The 16537-nt window shown below is 72.7% G+C and carries 13 protein-coding genes; 10 read left to right on the top strand and 3 right to left on the bottom strand.

Annotation, left to right across the window (positions count from 1 at the left end; translation table 11 throughout):
• Positions 1–18 precede the first annotated feature (18 nt).
• Positions 19–1650: an L-glutamate gamma-semialdehyde dehydrogenase gene (gene pruA / locus CP968_RS10085; RefSeq protein WP_150517687.1), complete on the top strand. Its 1632-nt coding sequence runs from the start codon at positions 19–21 to the stop codon at positions 1648–1650.
• A gap of 124 nt (positions 1651–1774) precedes the next feature.
• Here pruA and CP968_RS10080 read toward each other — a convergent pair whose 3' ends face one another.
• Complete coding sequence (locus CP968_RS10080; protein ID WP_150517686.1) at positions 1775–2476, bottom strand: nitroreductase family protein; 702 nt, start codon at positions 2474–2476, stop codon at positions 1775–1777.
• A 295-nt stretch (positions 2477–2771) separates the two neighbouring features.
• On the opposite strand from CP968_RS10080, the gene CP968_RS10075 reads away from it, so the two are divergent.
• Positions 2772–3311 carry a GNAT family N-acetyltransferase gene (locus CP968_RS10075; protein ID WP_150517685.1) on the top strand — a complete coding sequence of 180 codons (540 nt, stop codon included), beginning with the start codon at positions 2772–2774 and terminating at the stop codon, positions 3309–3311.
• Positions 3312–3363: 52 nt separating this feature from the next.
• Here the strand turns inward: CP968_RS10075 and CP968_RS10070 are convergent, their stop codons facing one another.
• Positions 3364–5394: a phosphocholine-specific phospholipase C gene (locus CP968_RS10070; protein ID WP_150517684.1), complete on the bottom strand. Its 2031-nt coding sequence runs from the start codon at positions 5392–5394 to the stop codon at positions 3364–3366.
• 577 nt (positions 5395–5971) lie between these two features.
• Here CP968_RS10070 and CP968_RS35340 point away from each other — a divergent pair.
• From CP968_RS35340 to CP968_RS10060, 3 genes are all read left to right on the top strand, one after another.
• Entirely contained in the window at positions 5972–6103 is a 132-nt protein-coding gene (locus CP968_RS35340; protein ID WP_268253259.1) for a hypothetical protein, read from the top strand.
• A 103-nt stretch (positions 6104–6206) separates the two neighbouring features.
• Positions 6207–7247: a 3-isopropylmalate dehydrogenase gene (locus tag CP968_RS10065; protein ID WP_150517683.1), complete on the top strand. Its 1041-nt coding sequence runs from the start codon at positions 6207–6209 to the stop codon at positions 7245–7247.
• Positions 7248–7476: 229 nt separating this feature from the next.
• Positions 7477–8562, top strand: a complete 1086-nt coding sequence (locus CP968_RS10060) for a branched-chain amino acid aminotransferase (RefSeq protein WP_150517682.1) — start codon at positions 7477–7479, stop codon at positions 8560–8562.
• Between the two features lie 108 nt (positions 8563–8670).
• Here CP968_RS10060 and CP968_RS10055 read toward each other — a convergent pair whose 3' ends face one another.
• Entirely contained in the window at positions 8671–10143 is a 1473-nt protein-coding gene (locus CP968_RS10055) for a cytosine permease (RefSeq protein ID WP_150517681.1), read from the bottom strand.
• A gap of 156 nt (positions 10144–10299) precedes the next feature.
• On the opposite strand from CP968_RS10055, the gene ureA reads away from it, so the two are divergent.
• The 5 genes from ureA (at position 10300) to cimA (ending at position 16477) form a co-directional block, all read left to right on the top strand.
• The gene (gene ureA / locus CP968_RS10050; RefSeq protein WP_150517680.1) at positions 10300–11076 is read left to right on the top strand and encodes an urease subunit gamma; all 777 of its coding nucleotides are present in this window, start codon (positions 10300–10302) and stop codon (positions 11074–11076) included.
• A complete protein-coding gene (locus tag CP968_RS10045) occupies positions 11073–12806 on the top strand; it encodes an urease subunit alpha (protein ID WP_150517679.1) in 1734 nt (577 codons plus the stop codon). Before ureA ends, CP968_RS10045 begins: the two co-directional genes overlap by 4 nt.
• Before the next feature lie 27 nt (positions 12807–12833).
• On the top strand, positions 12834–13880 hold the full coding sequence (locus CP968_RS10040) for an agmatine deiminase family protein (protein ID WP_150517678.1): 1047 nt from the start codon (positions 12834–12836) through the stop codon (positions 13878–13880).
• Between the two features lie 36 nt (positions 13881–13916).
• Positions 13917–14543, top strand: coding sequence for a TetR/AcrR family transcriptional regulator (locus tag CP968_RS10035; protein WP_150517677.1), 627 nt, complete (start codon positions 13917–13919; stop codon positions 14541–14543).
• A gap of 314 nt (positions 14544–14857) precedes the next feature.
• Positions 14858–16477: a citramalate synthase gene (gene cimA / locus CP968_RS10030; RefSeq protein ID WP_150517676.1), complete on the top strand. Its 1620-nt coding sequence runs from the start codon at positions 14858–14860 to the stop codon at positions 16475–16477.
• Positions 16478–16537 lie beyond the last annotated feature (60 nt).

Here is a 16537-nt window from a genome sequence, read left to right as displayed (position 1 = left end):
CAAGGAGATACCAGCCCCATGGATGCTGTGACCCAGGTCCCCGCGCCGGTCAACGAGCCGGTCCACTCGTACGCCCCCGGCACCCCGGAGCGCGCGCGCCTCGAAACGCAGCTCAAGCTGCTGTCCGAGAACCCGATCGACCTCCCCATGACCATCGGCGGCGTCAAGCGGATGGGCGCCGGCGAGCGCTTCGACGTGGTCCAGCCGCACGACCACAAGTCGGTGCTCGGCACCTTCGCCAACGCCACCGGGGCCGACGCCCAGGAGGCCGTGGACGCCGCCCTCGCCGCCGCCCCGGCCTGGCGCGCGACGTCCTTCGACGACCGCGCCGCGATCATCCTGCGCGCCGCCGAGCTGCTGTCGGGCCCGTGGCGCGAGAAGCTCGCCGCCTCGACCATGCTGGGCCAGTCCAAGACCGCCCAGCAGGCCGAGATCGACACCCCGTGCGAGCTCGTCGACTTCTGGCGCTTCAACGTCCACTTCGCCCGCCAGATCCTGGCCGAGCAGCCCGTCGCGAACTCCGCCGGCGTGTGGAACCGCAGCGACCACCGCCCGCTGGAGGGCTTCGTCTACGCGATCACGCCGTTCAACTTCACGGCCATCGCGGGCAACCTGCCCACGGCCCCCGCGCTGATGGGCAACGTGGTCGTGTGGAAGCCGTCCCCGACGCAGACCCACTCCGCCGTCCTCCTGATGGAGCTGCTGGAGGAGGCCGGCCTGCCCAAGGGCGTCATCAACCTGGTGACCGGCGACGGCATCGCCGTCTCCGAGGTGGCCCTGAACCACCCCGAGCTGGCCGGCATCCACTTCACCGGCTCGACCAAGACCTTCCAGTACCTGTGGAAGACGGTCGGCAACAACATCGAGACGTACAAGTCCTACCCGCGCCTGGTCGGCGAGACCGGCGGCAAGGACTTCGTCGTCGCGCACCCGTCCGCGGACCGCGCCGTCCTGAAGACCGCCCTGACCCGCGGCTCCTTCGAGTACCAGGGCCAGAAGTGCTCCGCGTCCTCGCGCGCCTACGTCCCGGCCTCGATCTGGAACGACGGCTTCAAGGAGGCCTTCGCGGCCGAGGTCGACGGCATCCCCATGGGTGACGTCCGAGACCTGACCAACTTCATCGGCGCCGTCATCGACGCGCGCTCCTTCGCGAAGAACAAGGCCGCGATCGACCGCGCGATCGCCGACCCGACCTGCGAGATCGTCGCGGGCGGCACGTACGACGACGCGGAGGGCTACTTCGTCCGCCCGACCGTCATCGCCTGCACCGACCCGGAGAACGAGGTCTTCACGACCGAGTACTTCGGCCCGATCCTCGCCGTCCACGTCTACGAGGACGCCGACTTCGACGCGATGCTGGCCCAGATGGAGTCCGTCTCGGCCTACGCCCTGACCGGCTCGATCATCGCGGCGGACCGGTACGCGGCGGCGGACGCGATGGAGAAGCTCCGCTTCGCGGCGGGCAACTTCTACATCAACGACAAGTCGACCGGCGCCGTCGTCGGCCAGCAGCCCTTCGGCGGCGGCCGTGCCTCGGGCACCAACGACAAGGCGGGCGCGGCGACCAACCTGCAGCGCTGGACCTCCACGCGCTCCATCAAGGAGACCCTGGTCGCGCCGACCGACTACCCGTACCCCCACATGGGCTGATCCCGGCCCCACCACGCCCCGCCCCCGCTCCGGTACCCCCAATTCCGGAGCGGGGGCGGTTCCATGTCCATGTCCATGGCCATGTCCGGGGCCGTGTGCGGGGGCCGGGGCCGGGGCCGGCCGGTCAGACCTCGACGATGACCTGGTCCAGGGACTTGCGCAGGAGGTCGGGGACCTCGCAGTCGTCCGACGGGTAGCCGACCGGGATCACCGCGAAGGCCTTCTCGTTCTCCGGGCGGCTGAGGACGTGGCCCAGGAAGCGCATCGGGCTCGGGGTGTGGATCAGCGCCGCCAGGCCGGACAGGTGCAGGGCCGAGAGCAGCATGCCGACGGCGATGCCGACCGACTCGTCGACGTAGTAGTGCTTGCGCTTGGCACCGTCCGGGCCGAGCCAGTAGCGCTGCTGGAAGACCACGATCAGGGCCGGGGCGTCCGTGAGGTGGGTCTTCACCGCGTCCGTGCCGAGCGGGCGCAGGGCCGCGAGCCATTCGTCGCCGAGCCGGCCGTCGTAGGAGAGGGCCTCCTCCTGCTCGGCGGCGGCGCGGATCTGCTGGCGCACCTCGGGGTCCTTGACCAGGACGAAGGTCCACGGCTGCTGGTGGGCTCCGGAAGGCGCGGTCGCCGCGCAGGCGATGGCGTCCCGGACCGCCTGCTCGGGCACCGGGTCCGGGGAGAAGTGGCGTACGGTCCGCCGCTCGTCCATCCGCTCCCGCAACTCGGCGGCCCGCGCCAGGGATTCCTGGCCGGGCATCCGCGCGGGGCGGTAGGCGGCGGGTCGGTACGGCTGACCGTGGGTGGGGGTCCACTGCTGGGTATCGGGCGACATGGGCCGATTCTGCCGACGCCGGAACCGCGCTGACCAGACCCCCGGCACGGCCCCCTGTCCGATGTGTACGGACAGGGGGGCTATGCCGGGCGGCGATCACCGGTCGATTCCCGGAGCCCGCGCGCGGCCGCGCCGCCGGGGCGCGGGGCGGGGCGGGCGGCGGACGGCCCGGCGGAGCGGGGCGGGCGGGCTCCGCCGCGGACGGCGGGCGGAGTCCGGCTTCCGGACCGGCCGCCTGTTTCCGGCCTTTCCGGGATCGCGCCACCGGGGGCCGGCCGGTTGGTACGGTCCCCGGATGGACACCCTCGTACGGCACACGGCCGAACTGACCGGCGGCGAACTCGCGGAGGTACGGGCCCTGCTCGACGGGGCCTTCGGCGGCAGGTTCGCCGAGGAGGACTTCGAGCACGCGCTCGGCGGGGTGCACGTGCTCGTGCGGAGCGCGGGCGGGGAGCTCGTCGCGCACGGGAGCGTCGTCCAGCGGCGCGCCGTGCACCGGGGGCGGGCGCTGCGGACCGGATACGTGGAGGCGGTGGCCGTCCGGGCCGACCGGCGGCGCCAGGGGCTCGGCGGGCGGGTCATGGACGGCTTGGAGCGGGTGATCGGGGGCGCCTACCTGCTCGGCGCCCTGTCGGCGTCCGCGGACGGGGCCGGGCTGTACGCCGGGCGCGGCTGGCAGGTGTGGGCCGGCGAGCTGGGCACCCTCGGACCCGGCGGGCCGGTCCGGCTGGCCGAGGAGGAGGGCACCACGTACGTGTGGGCGCCGCCCGGCGCGGCCCTTCCGGACCCGGCCGGGCGGCTGGACTTCGACTGGCGCAACGGGGACGTGCTCTAGGCCCCTCCCGAGCCCGTCGGGCCCGGTGCGCGGTGGACGCGGGCCGGGTCGGTCAGGAGCCCGAGATGCCGGGGGCGCCCGTCTCGATGTGGCCCGTGTAGCGGCGCGACCAGGTGCCGTCGGAGTCGGCGAGGACCGTGAAGTCGTACCAGCCGTCGTGGTAGGCCACCGCGTTGAAGAAGTCCTCGCGGGAGGAGTTCGCCGGGACGGTGTAGGTCCACGGGCCGTCCGTGCGGTAGGCGTTGGAGCGGATGGTGAAGGTGACCGGGGAGGCCGAGGCGTTGTTCATCCCGAAGTAGAGGGCGGTCTTGCCGGTGCCCGGCTCGACGGCGAAGCGCGCCGCCACCTCGACGGCCTTGCCGGCCTTCGACGCGTCTCCGATGAACCGCCGCAGGAAGCGGTTGGGGCCGTACATGGAGATGTCGTACTTGCCGCTGCCGCTGCCGAGGCCGATGTTGAAGTAGTCCGCCGACGTGGTCCCGGCGTCCACCGTGTACTGCCAGGGGGCCGTGTCCCGGTGCTGGTGCGGGTGGATCGAGAAGTGCGCCGCCCGCTTCGCCTGCGGGCCCAGGTTGGACATCGAGAACCAGGCCAGGATCTTGCCGCCGCTGCCGAACTCGAAGCGGTCCAGGTTGCCGTTGACCTGGTACGGGAGGGCGCGCGCCGGGCGGGTGCCGGGTTCCTGCGCGGGCTGGGCGTTGTCCTGCGGCACCGGGTTGGGCAGCGGGCCGCAGGTGGACTGCCCGATGACCTTGGCGGTGGACGGGAGGCCGGCGGGGACCCCGTAGACCGGGTGCGCGAAGTCGAAGACACCGGTCAGGTCGCCGGTCACCCTGCGGCGCCAGTCGCTGATGTTCGGGCAGGTGGCGGGAGTGCCGAGGGCGGCCGTCCAGGTTTCCATGAACCGCAGCACCGAGGTGTGGTCGAAGACCTCCGAGCTCACCCAGCCGCCGCGGGTCCACGGGGACATCACGATCATCGGGACGCGGAAGCCGAGGCCGATGGGGGTGCCGTCGAGGTACTCGCCGGGGGTGCCGGGCGGGGCGACGGGCGGCGGCACGTGGTCGAAGAAGCCGTCGTTCTCGTCGTAGTTGAGGAAGAGGACGGTGGAGTCGAAGACCTCCGGGTTCGCCGCCAGGGCCCGGTAGACCAGGTCCACGAAGTGGGCGCCGTCCCCCGGCGGGGCGTACGGGTGCTCGGAGAAGGCCTCGTTCGCCACGACCCAGGACACCTGGGGGAGGGTGCCCGCGACGGCGTCGGCGCGGATGGCGGCCGCGATGTCGTCGGGGGTGGAGCCGGTGACCTCGGGGACCGAGGCCATGCCGCGGTCCCACAGCGGGTTGCCGGGGGAGGCGTCGGTGAACTTCTTGAAGTAGGCCAGGCCGTTGTCCCCGTAGTTGTCCTGCGCGTTCTGGTAGACCTTCCAGCTCATCCCGGCCCGCTGGAGGGCCTCCGCGTACGTCTCCCAGGTCAGCCCGGACTCGTCGCCGCCGTCCTTGCTGGACGCGTCGATCCTGCCGCTCCACAGGAAGGTGCGGTTCGGGCCGGTCGCGCTGAGCGTGGAACAGAAGTAGGCGTCGCAGATCGTGTACCGGTCCGCCAGGCCGTAGTGGAACGGGATGTCGCCCCGGTCCAGGTAGCCCAGGGTGCGGGTGTTGCCGACGCCGAGGACGAAGTTGTCCATCCGGCCCTTGTTCCAGGCCGCGTGCTGCGAGGTCCAGCTGTGCGGGAGGTCGCCGTTGCACTGGGCGAGGGTCTCGCCGTCGACCCCGCCCGCGGGCGGGGTGGCGGACAGCTTCCACGGGTACTGGCGGCCGCCCCAGTTCGGCTGGTTGAAGGTGCCCCAGCCGCCGGGGATGTTCCCGGCCGCCCGGTCGGAGTAGCCGCGGACCCCCCTCAGCCGGCCGAAGTAGTGGTCGAAGCTGCGGTTCTCCTGCATCAGGATCACCACGTGCTTCACATCGGTGATCGTGCCGCTCGCGGCCGCCGCGGCGGCCGAGGCGGGGCCGGCCGCGGGCAGCGCGGCCCCCGCCATCAGCCCGGCGCCGATACCCACGAACCCTCTGCGGCTGATCGGTGTCACTGGCCCTCGCCCTCCCACGCGCGTGCCCCGCCGGCACATCGAGGGACAGCGTGGCGGCAGCCGCGCCAAAGGTCTACACGCGTGCGGTAAGAACTCGGTGAACATCAGGGTGGCCGGATTCCGCCGTCCGGCGACGGTCCGGTCCGGCGCGGACCGGCCCTCCGGGGCGGCCCGGCCGCGCCGTCGTGATCACCGTGATCGCAGTCCAGGAGCCGTACCCGCGGGCCGGTGGGAGCGGTGCGAGGGGGCGGGGGCCGTGCGCGGGCTCGGGTCGCGAATTGGTGTGCATGCGAACCAATGCACCGGTGGGGGTGTCGCGCCGTGTGTACGACCCGCAGCGGTGGGTGCTCCGGGCGTCTCAGATAGTAGGAAGTCCGAGTAATTGCCGAGACATACAGCGGGACCTGGCCTAGCTTTGTAGGAGCCGAACGTCTCGCCGATCCGGCGAATGGCGGTCGAGGGCGCGCGCCCCGTGCAGGCAACCCCTGCGGCGCCCCGCCCCCCGCCTCTTCCGGCGCCTTGAAGGAACCCCTCATCCGTGGCCCCGCCACGCCGTGATCTCAAGGAGTCGATCACCATGACCCCCACCACCGCAGCCGTCCGCCGCGTCCGTCACTCCGGCGGAACCGACGCCGACCGCAAGAACGCCGCCGCCGCCCTCCAGCGCGCGCTCGACCGCCGTGACAACGGCGGCTCGACCGGCCACTGACCAGGCCCTTCGACCGCCCGGCCCGCAGGCGCGAGCCAGGCATACCGGTCCACATCGTGGACGCAATATGTCTGCGGGCTGGGACACGGAGTACGGTTTCGCCATGTCGACCAGCATCAATCTCGCAGTGATCCCCGGTGATGGCATCGGCCAGGAAGTCGTGGCTCAGGGACTCAAGGTCCTTACCGCGGTCCTGCCCCAGGATGTGAAGCTGGAGACCAAGGAGTACGACCTCGGCGCCCAGCGCTGGCACCGCACCGGGGAGACCCTCCCGGACGCGGAGCTCGAAGCCCTCAGGCACCACGACGCGATCCTGCTGGGCGCCATCGGCGATCCCTCGGTGCCGTCCGGCGTGCTGGAGCGCGGTCTGCTGCTCAAGCTCCGCTTCGCCTTCGACCACTTCATCAACCTGCGCCCCTCGAAGCTCTTCCCGAACACGGCCACCCCGCTCGCCGGCCGCCCGGAGATCGACTTCGTCGTGGTCCGCGAGGGCACCGAAGGCCCGTACACCGGCAACGGCGGCTCGCTGCGCACCGGTACGCCGGCCGAGGTCGCCACCGAGGTCAGCCTCAACACGGCGTACGGCGTCGAGCGCGTCGTCCGCGACGCGTACGAGCGCGCCAACGCCCGCCCGCGCAAGAAGCTGACGCTGGTCCACAAGAACAACGTCCTCGTGTACGCCGGCCACCTGTGGAAGAACACCTTCGACACGGTCGGCAAGGAGTACCCCGAGGTCACCACCGACTACCTGCACGTCGACGCCGCGACGATCTTCTTCGTCACCCAGCCCGACCGCTTCGACGTCATCGTCACGGACAACCTCTTCGGTGACATCCTCACCGACCTGGCCGCCGCCGTGACCGGCGGCATCGGCCTCGCCGCCTCCGGGAACATCAACCCGACCGGCGCCTTCCCGTCCATGTTCGAGCCCGTCCACGGCTCGGCCCCGGACATCGCCGGCACCGGCAAGGCCGACCCGACCGCGACGATCCTCTCCGTCGCCCTCCTGCTGCGCCACCTGGGCTACGAGACCCAGGCCGCCCGCATTGAGGACGCGGTCTCCGCCGACCTGGCGGAGCGCGACGGCACCTTCCGCTCCACCGACGCCATCGGCGACGCCCTCGCCGCGCGCGTAGCCGGCTGACCCGGCCGCTCCACCCCAGGGAAGCCGCCGGGTCGCGATCATCGGACCCGGCGGCTTCTCCTGTGCGGCCCCGGGTGCCACCATCTCCCGTGGGCCGCAATCCCCCCGTTTCACCGAACCCCCCTCGCGCGCGATAATCGAACGCGAGGCCGCGGAATACGGGGAAGCTCGGACGTCCTGGTACGCATGAGCGCGGTCCGCCATACACAACGGTGAAGGACACGCACTCATGACGACGCCCACGATCGAGCTCAAGCCCTCCTCGAACCCGCTGTCCGACGCGGAGCGCGAGGCGATCCTGGCCAGCCCCGGCTTCGGCCGCCACTTCACCGACAACATGGTGACGATCAAGTGGACCGAAGGCCGCGGCTGGCACGACGCCGAGCTGGTCCCGTACGCGCCGCTGTCGATCGACCCGGCGAACATGACGCTGCACTACGCGCAGACGATCTTCGAGGGGCTCAAGGCCTACCGCCAGCCCGACGGCACCGTGGCCACCTTCCGACCCGAGGCCAACGCCGAGCGCTTCCAGACCTCCGCCCGCCGCATGGCCATGCCCGAGCTGCCGGTGGACCTGTTCATCGCCGCCTGCGACGCGCTCGTCGCGCAGGACCGCGCCTGGGTCCCGGACTCCGGCGAGGCCTCCCTGTACCTGCGGCCGTTCATGTTCGCGTCCGAGGTCGGCCTCGGCGTCCGCCCGGCCAACGAGTTCCTGTTCATCGTCATCGCCTCGCCGGCCGGCGCCTACTTCCCCGGCGGGGTCCAGCCCGTCTCCGTGTGGCTGTCCGAGGAGTACGTGCGCGCGGTCAAGGGCGGCACCGGCGCCGCCAAGACCGGCGGCAACTACGCGGCCTCCCTCGTCGCCCAGGCCCAGGCCGCCTCGCACGGCTGCGACCAGGTCGTCTGGCTGGACGCGGTCGAGCACCGCTGGATCGAGGAGATGGGCGGGATGAACCTGTACTTCGTGTACGGCGACCGCATCGTCACCCCCGAGCTCACCGGCTCGCTGCTGCCGGGCATCACCCGCGACTCCCTCCTCACCATCGCCCGCGACCTCGGCTACACCGCCGAGGAGGGCCGGATCACCACCGAGGACTGGAAGCGCGACAACGAGAACGGCACCCTCACCGAGGTGTTCGCCTGCGGTACCGCGGCCGTGATCACCCCGGTCGGCTCGGTCAAGTCCGAGCGCGCCAACTGGACCCAGGGCGACGGCGCGCCCGGCCAGGTCACCATGCGCCTGCGGAAGGCGCTGCTGGAGCTCCAGACCGGCCACGCGGCCGACGCGCACGGCTGGATGCACCCGCTCGGCTAGTTCTCCGCCCGGCCCGCGCCCGGACGGCACGTGGAGGGCCCCCGACCGATCCGGTCGGGGGCCCTCTTCCGCGTACGGGGCCCGGCTCGGCGCCGGCCGTACCGGTGGTCAGCGGGCCGGCGACGCCGTCCGTACCGCTTCCGGTCCCGTGCCCGGCCCCCGGTCCTCCCGGTCGGCGGCCGGCGCGGCGGTCGCGGTCGCGGCCGCGGACCGGAAGGTCAGCGCGGTGTAGGCCAGGGCGCCGACGAGGCCCGAGAGGACGAAGCTGCAGTCCACGCCGCCGGTCAGGGCCAGCAGCGGCCCCTGGTAGAACGGGGTCGTCACGGCCGCCAGGCCCGTCGCCGCGCCCAGCGCCCAGGCCGCCGTCGCCCGCGGGTTCCACCCCCCGCGGAACCAGTAGGCGCCGCCGCGGCTGCGCTGGTTGAAGACCTGCAGGGCCTGCTCGTCGTACCGGCCCCGGCAGCGCACGTACCCGATGAGGGTGATCACGGCCCACGGGGTGCCGATCGCGGTCAGCAGCAGGACGAAGGAGGTCATGGCGTCCTGCGCGCTCCAGGCGAAGGAGCCCAGGAAGACGAAGCCGGTGGCGACGGCCGCGGCGATCAGCGTGGCCCGGGTGCGGGTGGTGCGGGGCACGATCGCGTCCAGGTCCAGGCCCATGGAGTAGAGCATCAGCCCGGCGTTGCCGACCGAACCGGCCGCGGCGGCGGCCAGCAGCGGGACCAGGTACCAGGACGGGGCCGCGGCCACGAGCGGTCCCGCGTACTCGGCGCCCGCCCGGGCCGCGAGCGCGGTGTACGTCCCGAAGAGCTGCGGGATCAGCAGGCCGAAGAGCAGGCCCGCGGCGGTCGCCCGGAGCACCGTGCGCGAGCGGTGCCTGCGGGGGGAGACGTAGCGGGTGTAGTCGCCGAGCAGGGTGATGAAGGCGACGGGGCCGCTCAGCCCGGCGGCCACGGCCGCGAGCAGCCAGGTCGGCCAGAAGGACCCCAGGAGGTACGGGGTCTGCGGCGGGGCGGCGGTGGTGAAGTCCCCCGCGTACGCGAGGACGCCCACGGCCAGCAGCACCACCATCCCGACGGACAGCACCTTGCTCATGCGCAGCAGCAGCCGGTAGCCGAAGACGGCCCCGACGACGGTACAGGCGGCCAGCACCCCGTACATCGCGGCCCGGGTGAGGCCGGTGTCGGGCAGTCCGGTGAGCCGGGACAGGACGCCGGCCATGACGTCTCCGCCGACCCAGAGGGTGAGCGCGGTGTAGCCGAGGGAGAGCAGCAGCCCGACCACCGAGCCGACGAGGCGGCCGCGGACGCCGAACTGGGCTCCGCTGGAGGTGGAGAGGTTGGTGCCGGTGCGCAGGGAGACCAGCGCGAGCGGCGCGGTGAAGGCGATGCCGACGAGGGTGCCGGTCACGATGGCGGTGACCGAGGGCCACAGGCCGAGCCCGAAGGACGGGGGCAGCCAGCCGAAAACGATCACACCGAGGCAGAGGTTGGAGCCGAGCAGGATCGAGATCAGGTCACGGGGACCGCTCGTCCGTTCCTCTTCGGGGATGGTGTCGACTCCGCGCTGTTCGATGGGCATGGGGAACTCCCTTGGCAGGGCGGGGGGTGGTTGCACAGAAGTTTGAGCGCCACTCAATGTGACCCAAGCCCATGTGTCAGGTCAATGATTCCCTGCGAGGAAATGAAGAGTTAGAGTGATGCTCTAACCCATCGACTCAAGAGGTGGTGGATCGGCGTGCGGCTGACCCCTACGGAGCGCGACCGGCTGCTGCTGCGCAGCGCCGCCGAGCTCGCCCGGGCCCGGCGGGCCCGTGGCCTGAAACTGAATGTCCCGGAGGCCACCGCGCTGATCGCGGACACGGTCTGCGAGGCGGCGCGCGACGGCAAGCGGCTGGCCGAGGCCATCGCCGAGGCCCGCGCCGTGCTCGGACCGGACGACGTCCTGCCCGGCGTGTCCGACGTGGTCACCGAGGTGCACGTGGAGGCCGTCTTCGACGACGGCTCCCGCCTCGCGGTGGTGTCCGCCCCGATCGCCGGCGCCGTCTCCCTCGGCGACGAGGCCCCGGGCGCGGTCGTCCCCGGCCCGGGCGTCCCGCAGCCGGAGCCTGCCCTGCACCTGCGGGTGCGCAACACGGCCGCCGTGCCGGTCAGCGTCACCTCCCACTTCCACTTCTTCGAGGCCAACCCGCGCCTCGACTTCGACCGCGCGGCCGCCTACGGCATGCGGCTGTGCGTCCCGGCGGGCTCCTCCGTGCGGTTCGACCCGCACGGCGAGGGCGAGGTCGGGCTCGTCCCGATCGGCGGCGACCGCATCGCCATCGGCTTCGCGGGCCTGGTCGACGGCCCCCTCGACGCCCCCGGCGCCCGGCAGGAGGCGCTGCGCCGCGCGGCGGCCTGCGGCTATCTCGGCGTGCCCGGCGAAGACCCGGCGGACGCCCGCGCCGAGGACCCCCGGCCCGGCCCCGGCGAAGGCCCCGCACCCACCGGCCGCCCGGAAGGAAACCCCGCATGAGCCGCCAGACCCCCCACAGCGACCACTGCGCCCCCGGCAGCCGGCACATCGACCCCCACGAGTACGCCTCCGTCTTCGGGCCCCGGGCGGGGGACCGGGTGCGGCTCGGCGACTCGGGGCTGACCGTCCGGGTGGAGTCGGACGCGCAGCGGCCGGGGGACGAGTTCCTGGCGGGGTTCGGGAAGACGGCGCGCGACGGGCTGCACCTGAAGGCCGCGGCGGTACGCGCCACGTGTGACGTGGTGATCAGCAACGTGCTGGTGATCGACGCGGTCCTGGGGATCCGGAAGGTGTCGATCGGGATCAGGGAAGGGCGGATCCACGCGATCGGCCGGGCCGGGAACCCGGACACCCTCGACGGGGTCGACGTGGTCGTCGGGACCGGGACGAGCATCGTGTCGGGGGAGGGCATGATCGCGACGGCGGGCGCGGTGGACACGCACGTCCACCTGTTGTCGCCGCGCATCATGGAGGCCTCGCTGGCCGCCGGGGTGACCACGGTCATCGGTCAGGAGTTCGGCCCGGTGTGGGGCGTCGGGGTGAACTCGCCCTGGGCGCTGCGGCACGCGTTCAACGCGTTCGACGCCTGGCCGGTGAACATCGGCTTCCTGGCCCGCGGTTCGTCCTCGGACCCGGCCCCGCTGGTGGAGGCGCTCGCGGAGGGCGGTGCGTCCGGGTTCAAGGTGCACGAGGACATGGGCGCCCACACGCGCGCCCTGGACACCGCGCTGCGGGTGGCCGAGGAGCACGACGTGCAGGTGGCCCTGCACAGCGACGGCCTCAACGAGTGCCTCTCCGTCGAGGACACCCTGCGCGTGCTCGACGGCCGCACCATCCACGCCTTCCACATCGAGGGCTGCGGCGGCGGACACGTCCCCAACGTCCTGAAGATGGCCGGCGTCCCCAACGTCATCGGCTCCTCCACCAACCCCACCCTCCCCTTCGGCCGCGACGCCGTCGCCGAGCACTACGGCATGATCGTCTCGGTCCACGACCTCAAGCCGGACCTCCCCGGCGACGCCGCCATGGCCCGCGACCGCATCCGCGCGGGCACCATGGGCGCCGAGGACGTCCTGCACGACCTCGGCGCGATCGGCATCACCTCCTCCGACGCCCAGGGCATGGGCCGCGCGGGCGAGACCATCCGCCGCACCTTCGCCATGGCCGCCAAGATGAAGGGCGAGCTGGGCCCGCTGGCCGGGGACGGCGAGGGCGACGACAACGCCCGCGTCCTGCGCTACATGGCCAAGCTGACCATCAACCCCGCCATCGCCCACGGCCTGGCCCACGAGATCGGCTCCATCGAAGTCGGCAAGCTCGCCGACATCGTGCTGTGGCGCCCCCCGTTCTTCGGCGCCAAGCCGCAGCTGGTCCTCAAGTCCGGCTTCCCCGCCTACGGGGTCACCGGCGACCCGAACGCCGCCACCGACACCTGCGAACCGCTCGTCCTCGGGCCCCAGTTCGGCGCGCACGGAGCCGCCGCCGCCGACATCTCCGTCGCCTTCGTCTCCGCCGCGGCCGCCGCGCTCGGCAGCGACGCGATGCCGACCCGCCGCCGCCGGGTCGCCGTCCGCGGCACCCGCGGGATCGGCCCCGCCGACCTCCTCCTCAACTCCCGGGTGGGCGCCGTCGACGTGGACGCGCGCAGCGGCCTCGTCTCCCTCGACGGGGAACCGCTGCACTCCGAAGCCGCCGACACCGTCTCGCTCAACCGCCTGTACTTCCTGTAAGCCTGCACAGCCCGTAAGGACCCCGCCATGACCGCACAGCCCGCCAAGCCGGCCGACGCCGGATTCCGGATGCCCGCCGAGTGGACCCCCCACGAGCGCACCTGGATGGCCTGGCCCAGCCCCAACCCCACCTTCACCACCCCCCGGGAGCTCGCCGAGGCCCGCGAGGCCTGGGGCGCCGTCGCCCGCGCCGTGCGGGCGTACGAGCCGGTGACCCTCGTCGTCTCCCCGGGCGACGCCGACAGCGCCCGGGCGATCGTCGGCGAGGACGTGGAGCTGGTCGAGCGCGAGCTCGACGACGCCTGGATGCGCGACATCGGCCCCACCTTCGTCACCAACGACGCCGGTGAACTGGCCGCCGTCGACTGGACGTTCAACGGCTGGGGCGCCCAGGAATGGGCCCGCTGGGAGCACGACTCGAAGATCGCCCGGCACGTCTCGGACGTGATCGGCACCCGCACGTACAGCACCCCGCTCGTCAACGAGGGCGGCGCGCTCCACGTCGACGGCGAGGGCACCGTGCTGCTCACCGACACCGTCCAGCTGGGCGAGGGCCGCAACCCCGGCTGGACCCGCCGCGAGGTCGAGGCCGAGGTCCACGCCCACCTCGGCACCACCAAGGCGATCTGGCTCCCGTACGGCCTGGCCGGCGACTACGGGACCTACGGAACCCAGGGCCACGTCGACATCGTCGCCGCCTTCGCCCGCCCCGGCGTCGTCATGGTCCACACCCAGCCCGACCCGGCCCACCCCGACCACGAGCGCTGCAAGGCCATCGCGGCCCTGCTGCGCGCGTCCACCGACGCCCGCGGCCGGCAGCTGGAGGTCGTGGAGGTCCCCGCGCCGACCGTGCTGGAGGAGGACGGGGAGTGGGTGGACTACTCCTACATCAACCACTACCTGTGCAACGGCGGCGTGGTGCTCTGCGCCTTCGACGACCCGCGCGACGAGGAGGCCGCCGAGATCTTCCGCGGCCTGTTCCCCGAGCGGACCGTGACCCTGGTCGACGCACGTACGATTTTCGCCGGGGGCGGCGGTATCCACTGCATCACCCAGCAGCAGCCGAAGGCCTGACCCCGGGCCGGGCGGCGTACCGATGAGGAGTGGGCCATGACGGCGGGCGGAGTACCGGTACGGGCGGCGCGCAAGAACGCGCCCCCGCGCGAGGACGTACTCGTCGCCGCCATGGCCACGATCGCCGAGCGCGGCCTGGACGGCCTGACCATGGCCGGGCTGGGCCGCGAGGTGGGCATGAGCAGCGGCCACCTCCTCTACTACTTCCGCAGCAAGGACGAGCTCCTGCTGCGGACCCTGGAGTGGAGCGAGTCGGAGCTCGGCCGGGAGCGGCGCGCCCTGCTCTCCCGGCGCGGACCGGCCGCGGAGCGCCTGCGCGCCTACGTCGACCTGTACGTGCCCACGCAGGCCCGCGACCCGCACTGGACGCTGTGGCTGGAGGTCTGGAACCGCTCGCAGAACGCCGGGCCCGAGGAGCGCGACCGGCAGGCGGCCATCGAGGGCGCCTGGCACCGCGACCTGGTGGCGCTGCTCGCCGAGGGGATCTCGCGCGGCGAGTTCCGCGCGGTGGACCCCGACCGCACGGCGGCCCGCATCCGGGCCCTGCTCGACGGGTTCAGCATCCAGCTCGCGGTGGGCCTGCCCACCCTGGACCGCGGCGCCATCCTGGCCCACGTCCGCGAGTTCCTCGACGACACCCTCACGCCGCGCCCGCCGGCCTGAGGGCCGCCGCGGCGCCCGCTGACCGGATGCTGAGACCGCCGTCCACGGGCGGCGCGCGGTGTGGCACACTGCGAGCGTGCCTGCTCAGCTCGTGATTATCGCCAGCAGCGCGCCGGTCCCCAGGGGCCGCTGAACCGCGGAAGAACTTCGCGGAAGCGGCCACCGTGCCCCCGACCCGCGCGCCGACCTCTCGCTACCCGCGAGGGGTTTTTTCTTTTCCCGGCCCACCCCTGCCGGGAACGGACCGCGCGCGATGATGGGAGCAGTGGACCCCGGGCATCCGGAACCACTCATCCGACAGGAGTCAGATCAGCATGACGACGACACCAGAGGCGGCGGCAGCGGTCCTCGACGACAGTTTCCACGTCTTCGACACCACCCTGCGCGACGGCGCCCAGCGCGAGGGCATCAACCTCACGGTCGCCGACAAGCTGACGATCGCGCGCCACCTGGACGACTTCGGCGTGGGCTTCATCGAGGGCGGCTGGCCCGGGGCCAACCCGCGCGACACCGAGTTCTTCGCCCGCGCCCGCGCCGAGATCGACTTCAGGAACGCCCGGCTCGTCGCGTTCGGCGCGACCCGCCGGGCCGGCGGCTCGGCCGCCGAGGACCCGCAGGTGCGGGCGCTGCTCGAATCGGGCGCTCCGGTGATCACGCTCGTCGCCAAGTCGCACGACCGGCACGTCGAGCTGGCGCTGCGCACCACCCTCGAAGAGAACCTGGAGATGGTCCGCGACACCGTCTCCCACCTGGTCGCCCAGGGCCGGCGCGTCTTCGTCGACTGCGAGCACTTCTTCGACGGCTACCGCGCCAACGCCGCGTACGCCACGTCCGTCGTGCGCACCGCCCACGAGGCCGGGGCCGACGTCGTCGTCCTGTGCGACACCAACGGCGGCATGCTGCCCGCCCAGGTCACCGCCACCGTCGCCACCGTCCTCGCCGACACCGGCGCCCGGCTGGGCATCCACGCCCAGGACGACACCGGCTGCGCCGTCGCCAACACCCTGGCCGCGGTCGACGCCGGCGCCACGCACGTCCAGTGCACCGCCAACGGCTACGGCGAGCGCGTCGGCAACGCCAACCTCTTCCCGGTCGTCGCCGCCCTGGAGATCAAGTACGGGCGCACGGTGCTCCCCGCGGGCGCGCTGGCCGAGATGACCCGCATCTCGCACGCCATCGCCGAGGTCGTCAACCTCACCCCCTCCACCCACCAGCCGTACGTCGGCGTCTCCGCCTTCGCGCACAAGGCGGGCCTGCACGCCTCCGCCATCAAGGTGGACCCGGACCTCTACCAGCACATCGACCCCGAGCGGGTCGGCAACACCATGCGGATGCTCGTCTCGGACATGGCCGGCCGGGCCTCCATCGAGCTCAAGGGCAAGGAGCTCGGCGTCGACCTCGGCGGGGACCGCGCCCTCATCTCGCGGGTCGTGGAGCGGGTCAAGGAGCGGGAGCTCCAGGGCTACACCTACGAGGCCGCCGACGCCTCCTTCGAACTGCTGCTGCGCGCCGAGGTCGAGGGCCGGGCCCGCAGGTACTTCCGCGTCGAGTCCTGGCGGGCGATCGTCGAGGACCGCCCGGACGGCACCCACGCCAACGAGGCCACGGTCAAGCTGTGGGCCAAGGGCGAGCGGATCGTCGCGACGGCCGAGGGCAACGGCCCGGTCAACGCGCTGGACCGGGCCCTGCGGGTCGCGCTGGAGCGGTTCTACCCGCAGCTCGCCAAGTTCGAGCTGGTCGACTACAAGGTCCGCATCCTGGAGGGCAAGCACGGCACGGAGTCCACGACCCGCGTGCTGGTCGCCACGACCGACGGTGCGCGCGAGTGGTCCACGGTCGGCGTCGCGGAGAACGTGATCGCGGCGTCCTGGCAGGCCCTGGAGGACGCCTTCACCTTCGGCCTGCTGCACGCGGGCGTGGAACCGGCCGAATAGCCGGCCGCCCCCGCGGGACGGGCCGCGGGGGCTTATGTCCCGCTCACACGGGAAACGGCC

The organism is Streptomyces subrutilus, from assembly GCF_008704535.1.
GTDB lineage: Bacteria > Actinomycetota > Actinomycetes > Streptomycetales > Streptomycetaceae > Streptomyces > Streptomyces subrutilus.
The sequence above is the reverse complement of the archived record's forward strand: the minus strand, read 5'-3'. Positions and strand labels throughout refer to the sequence as shown.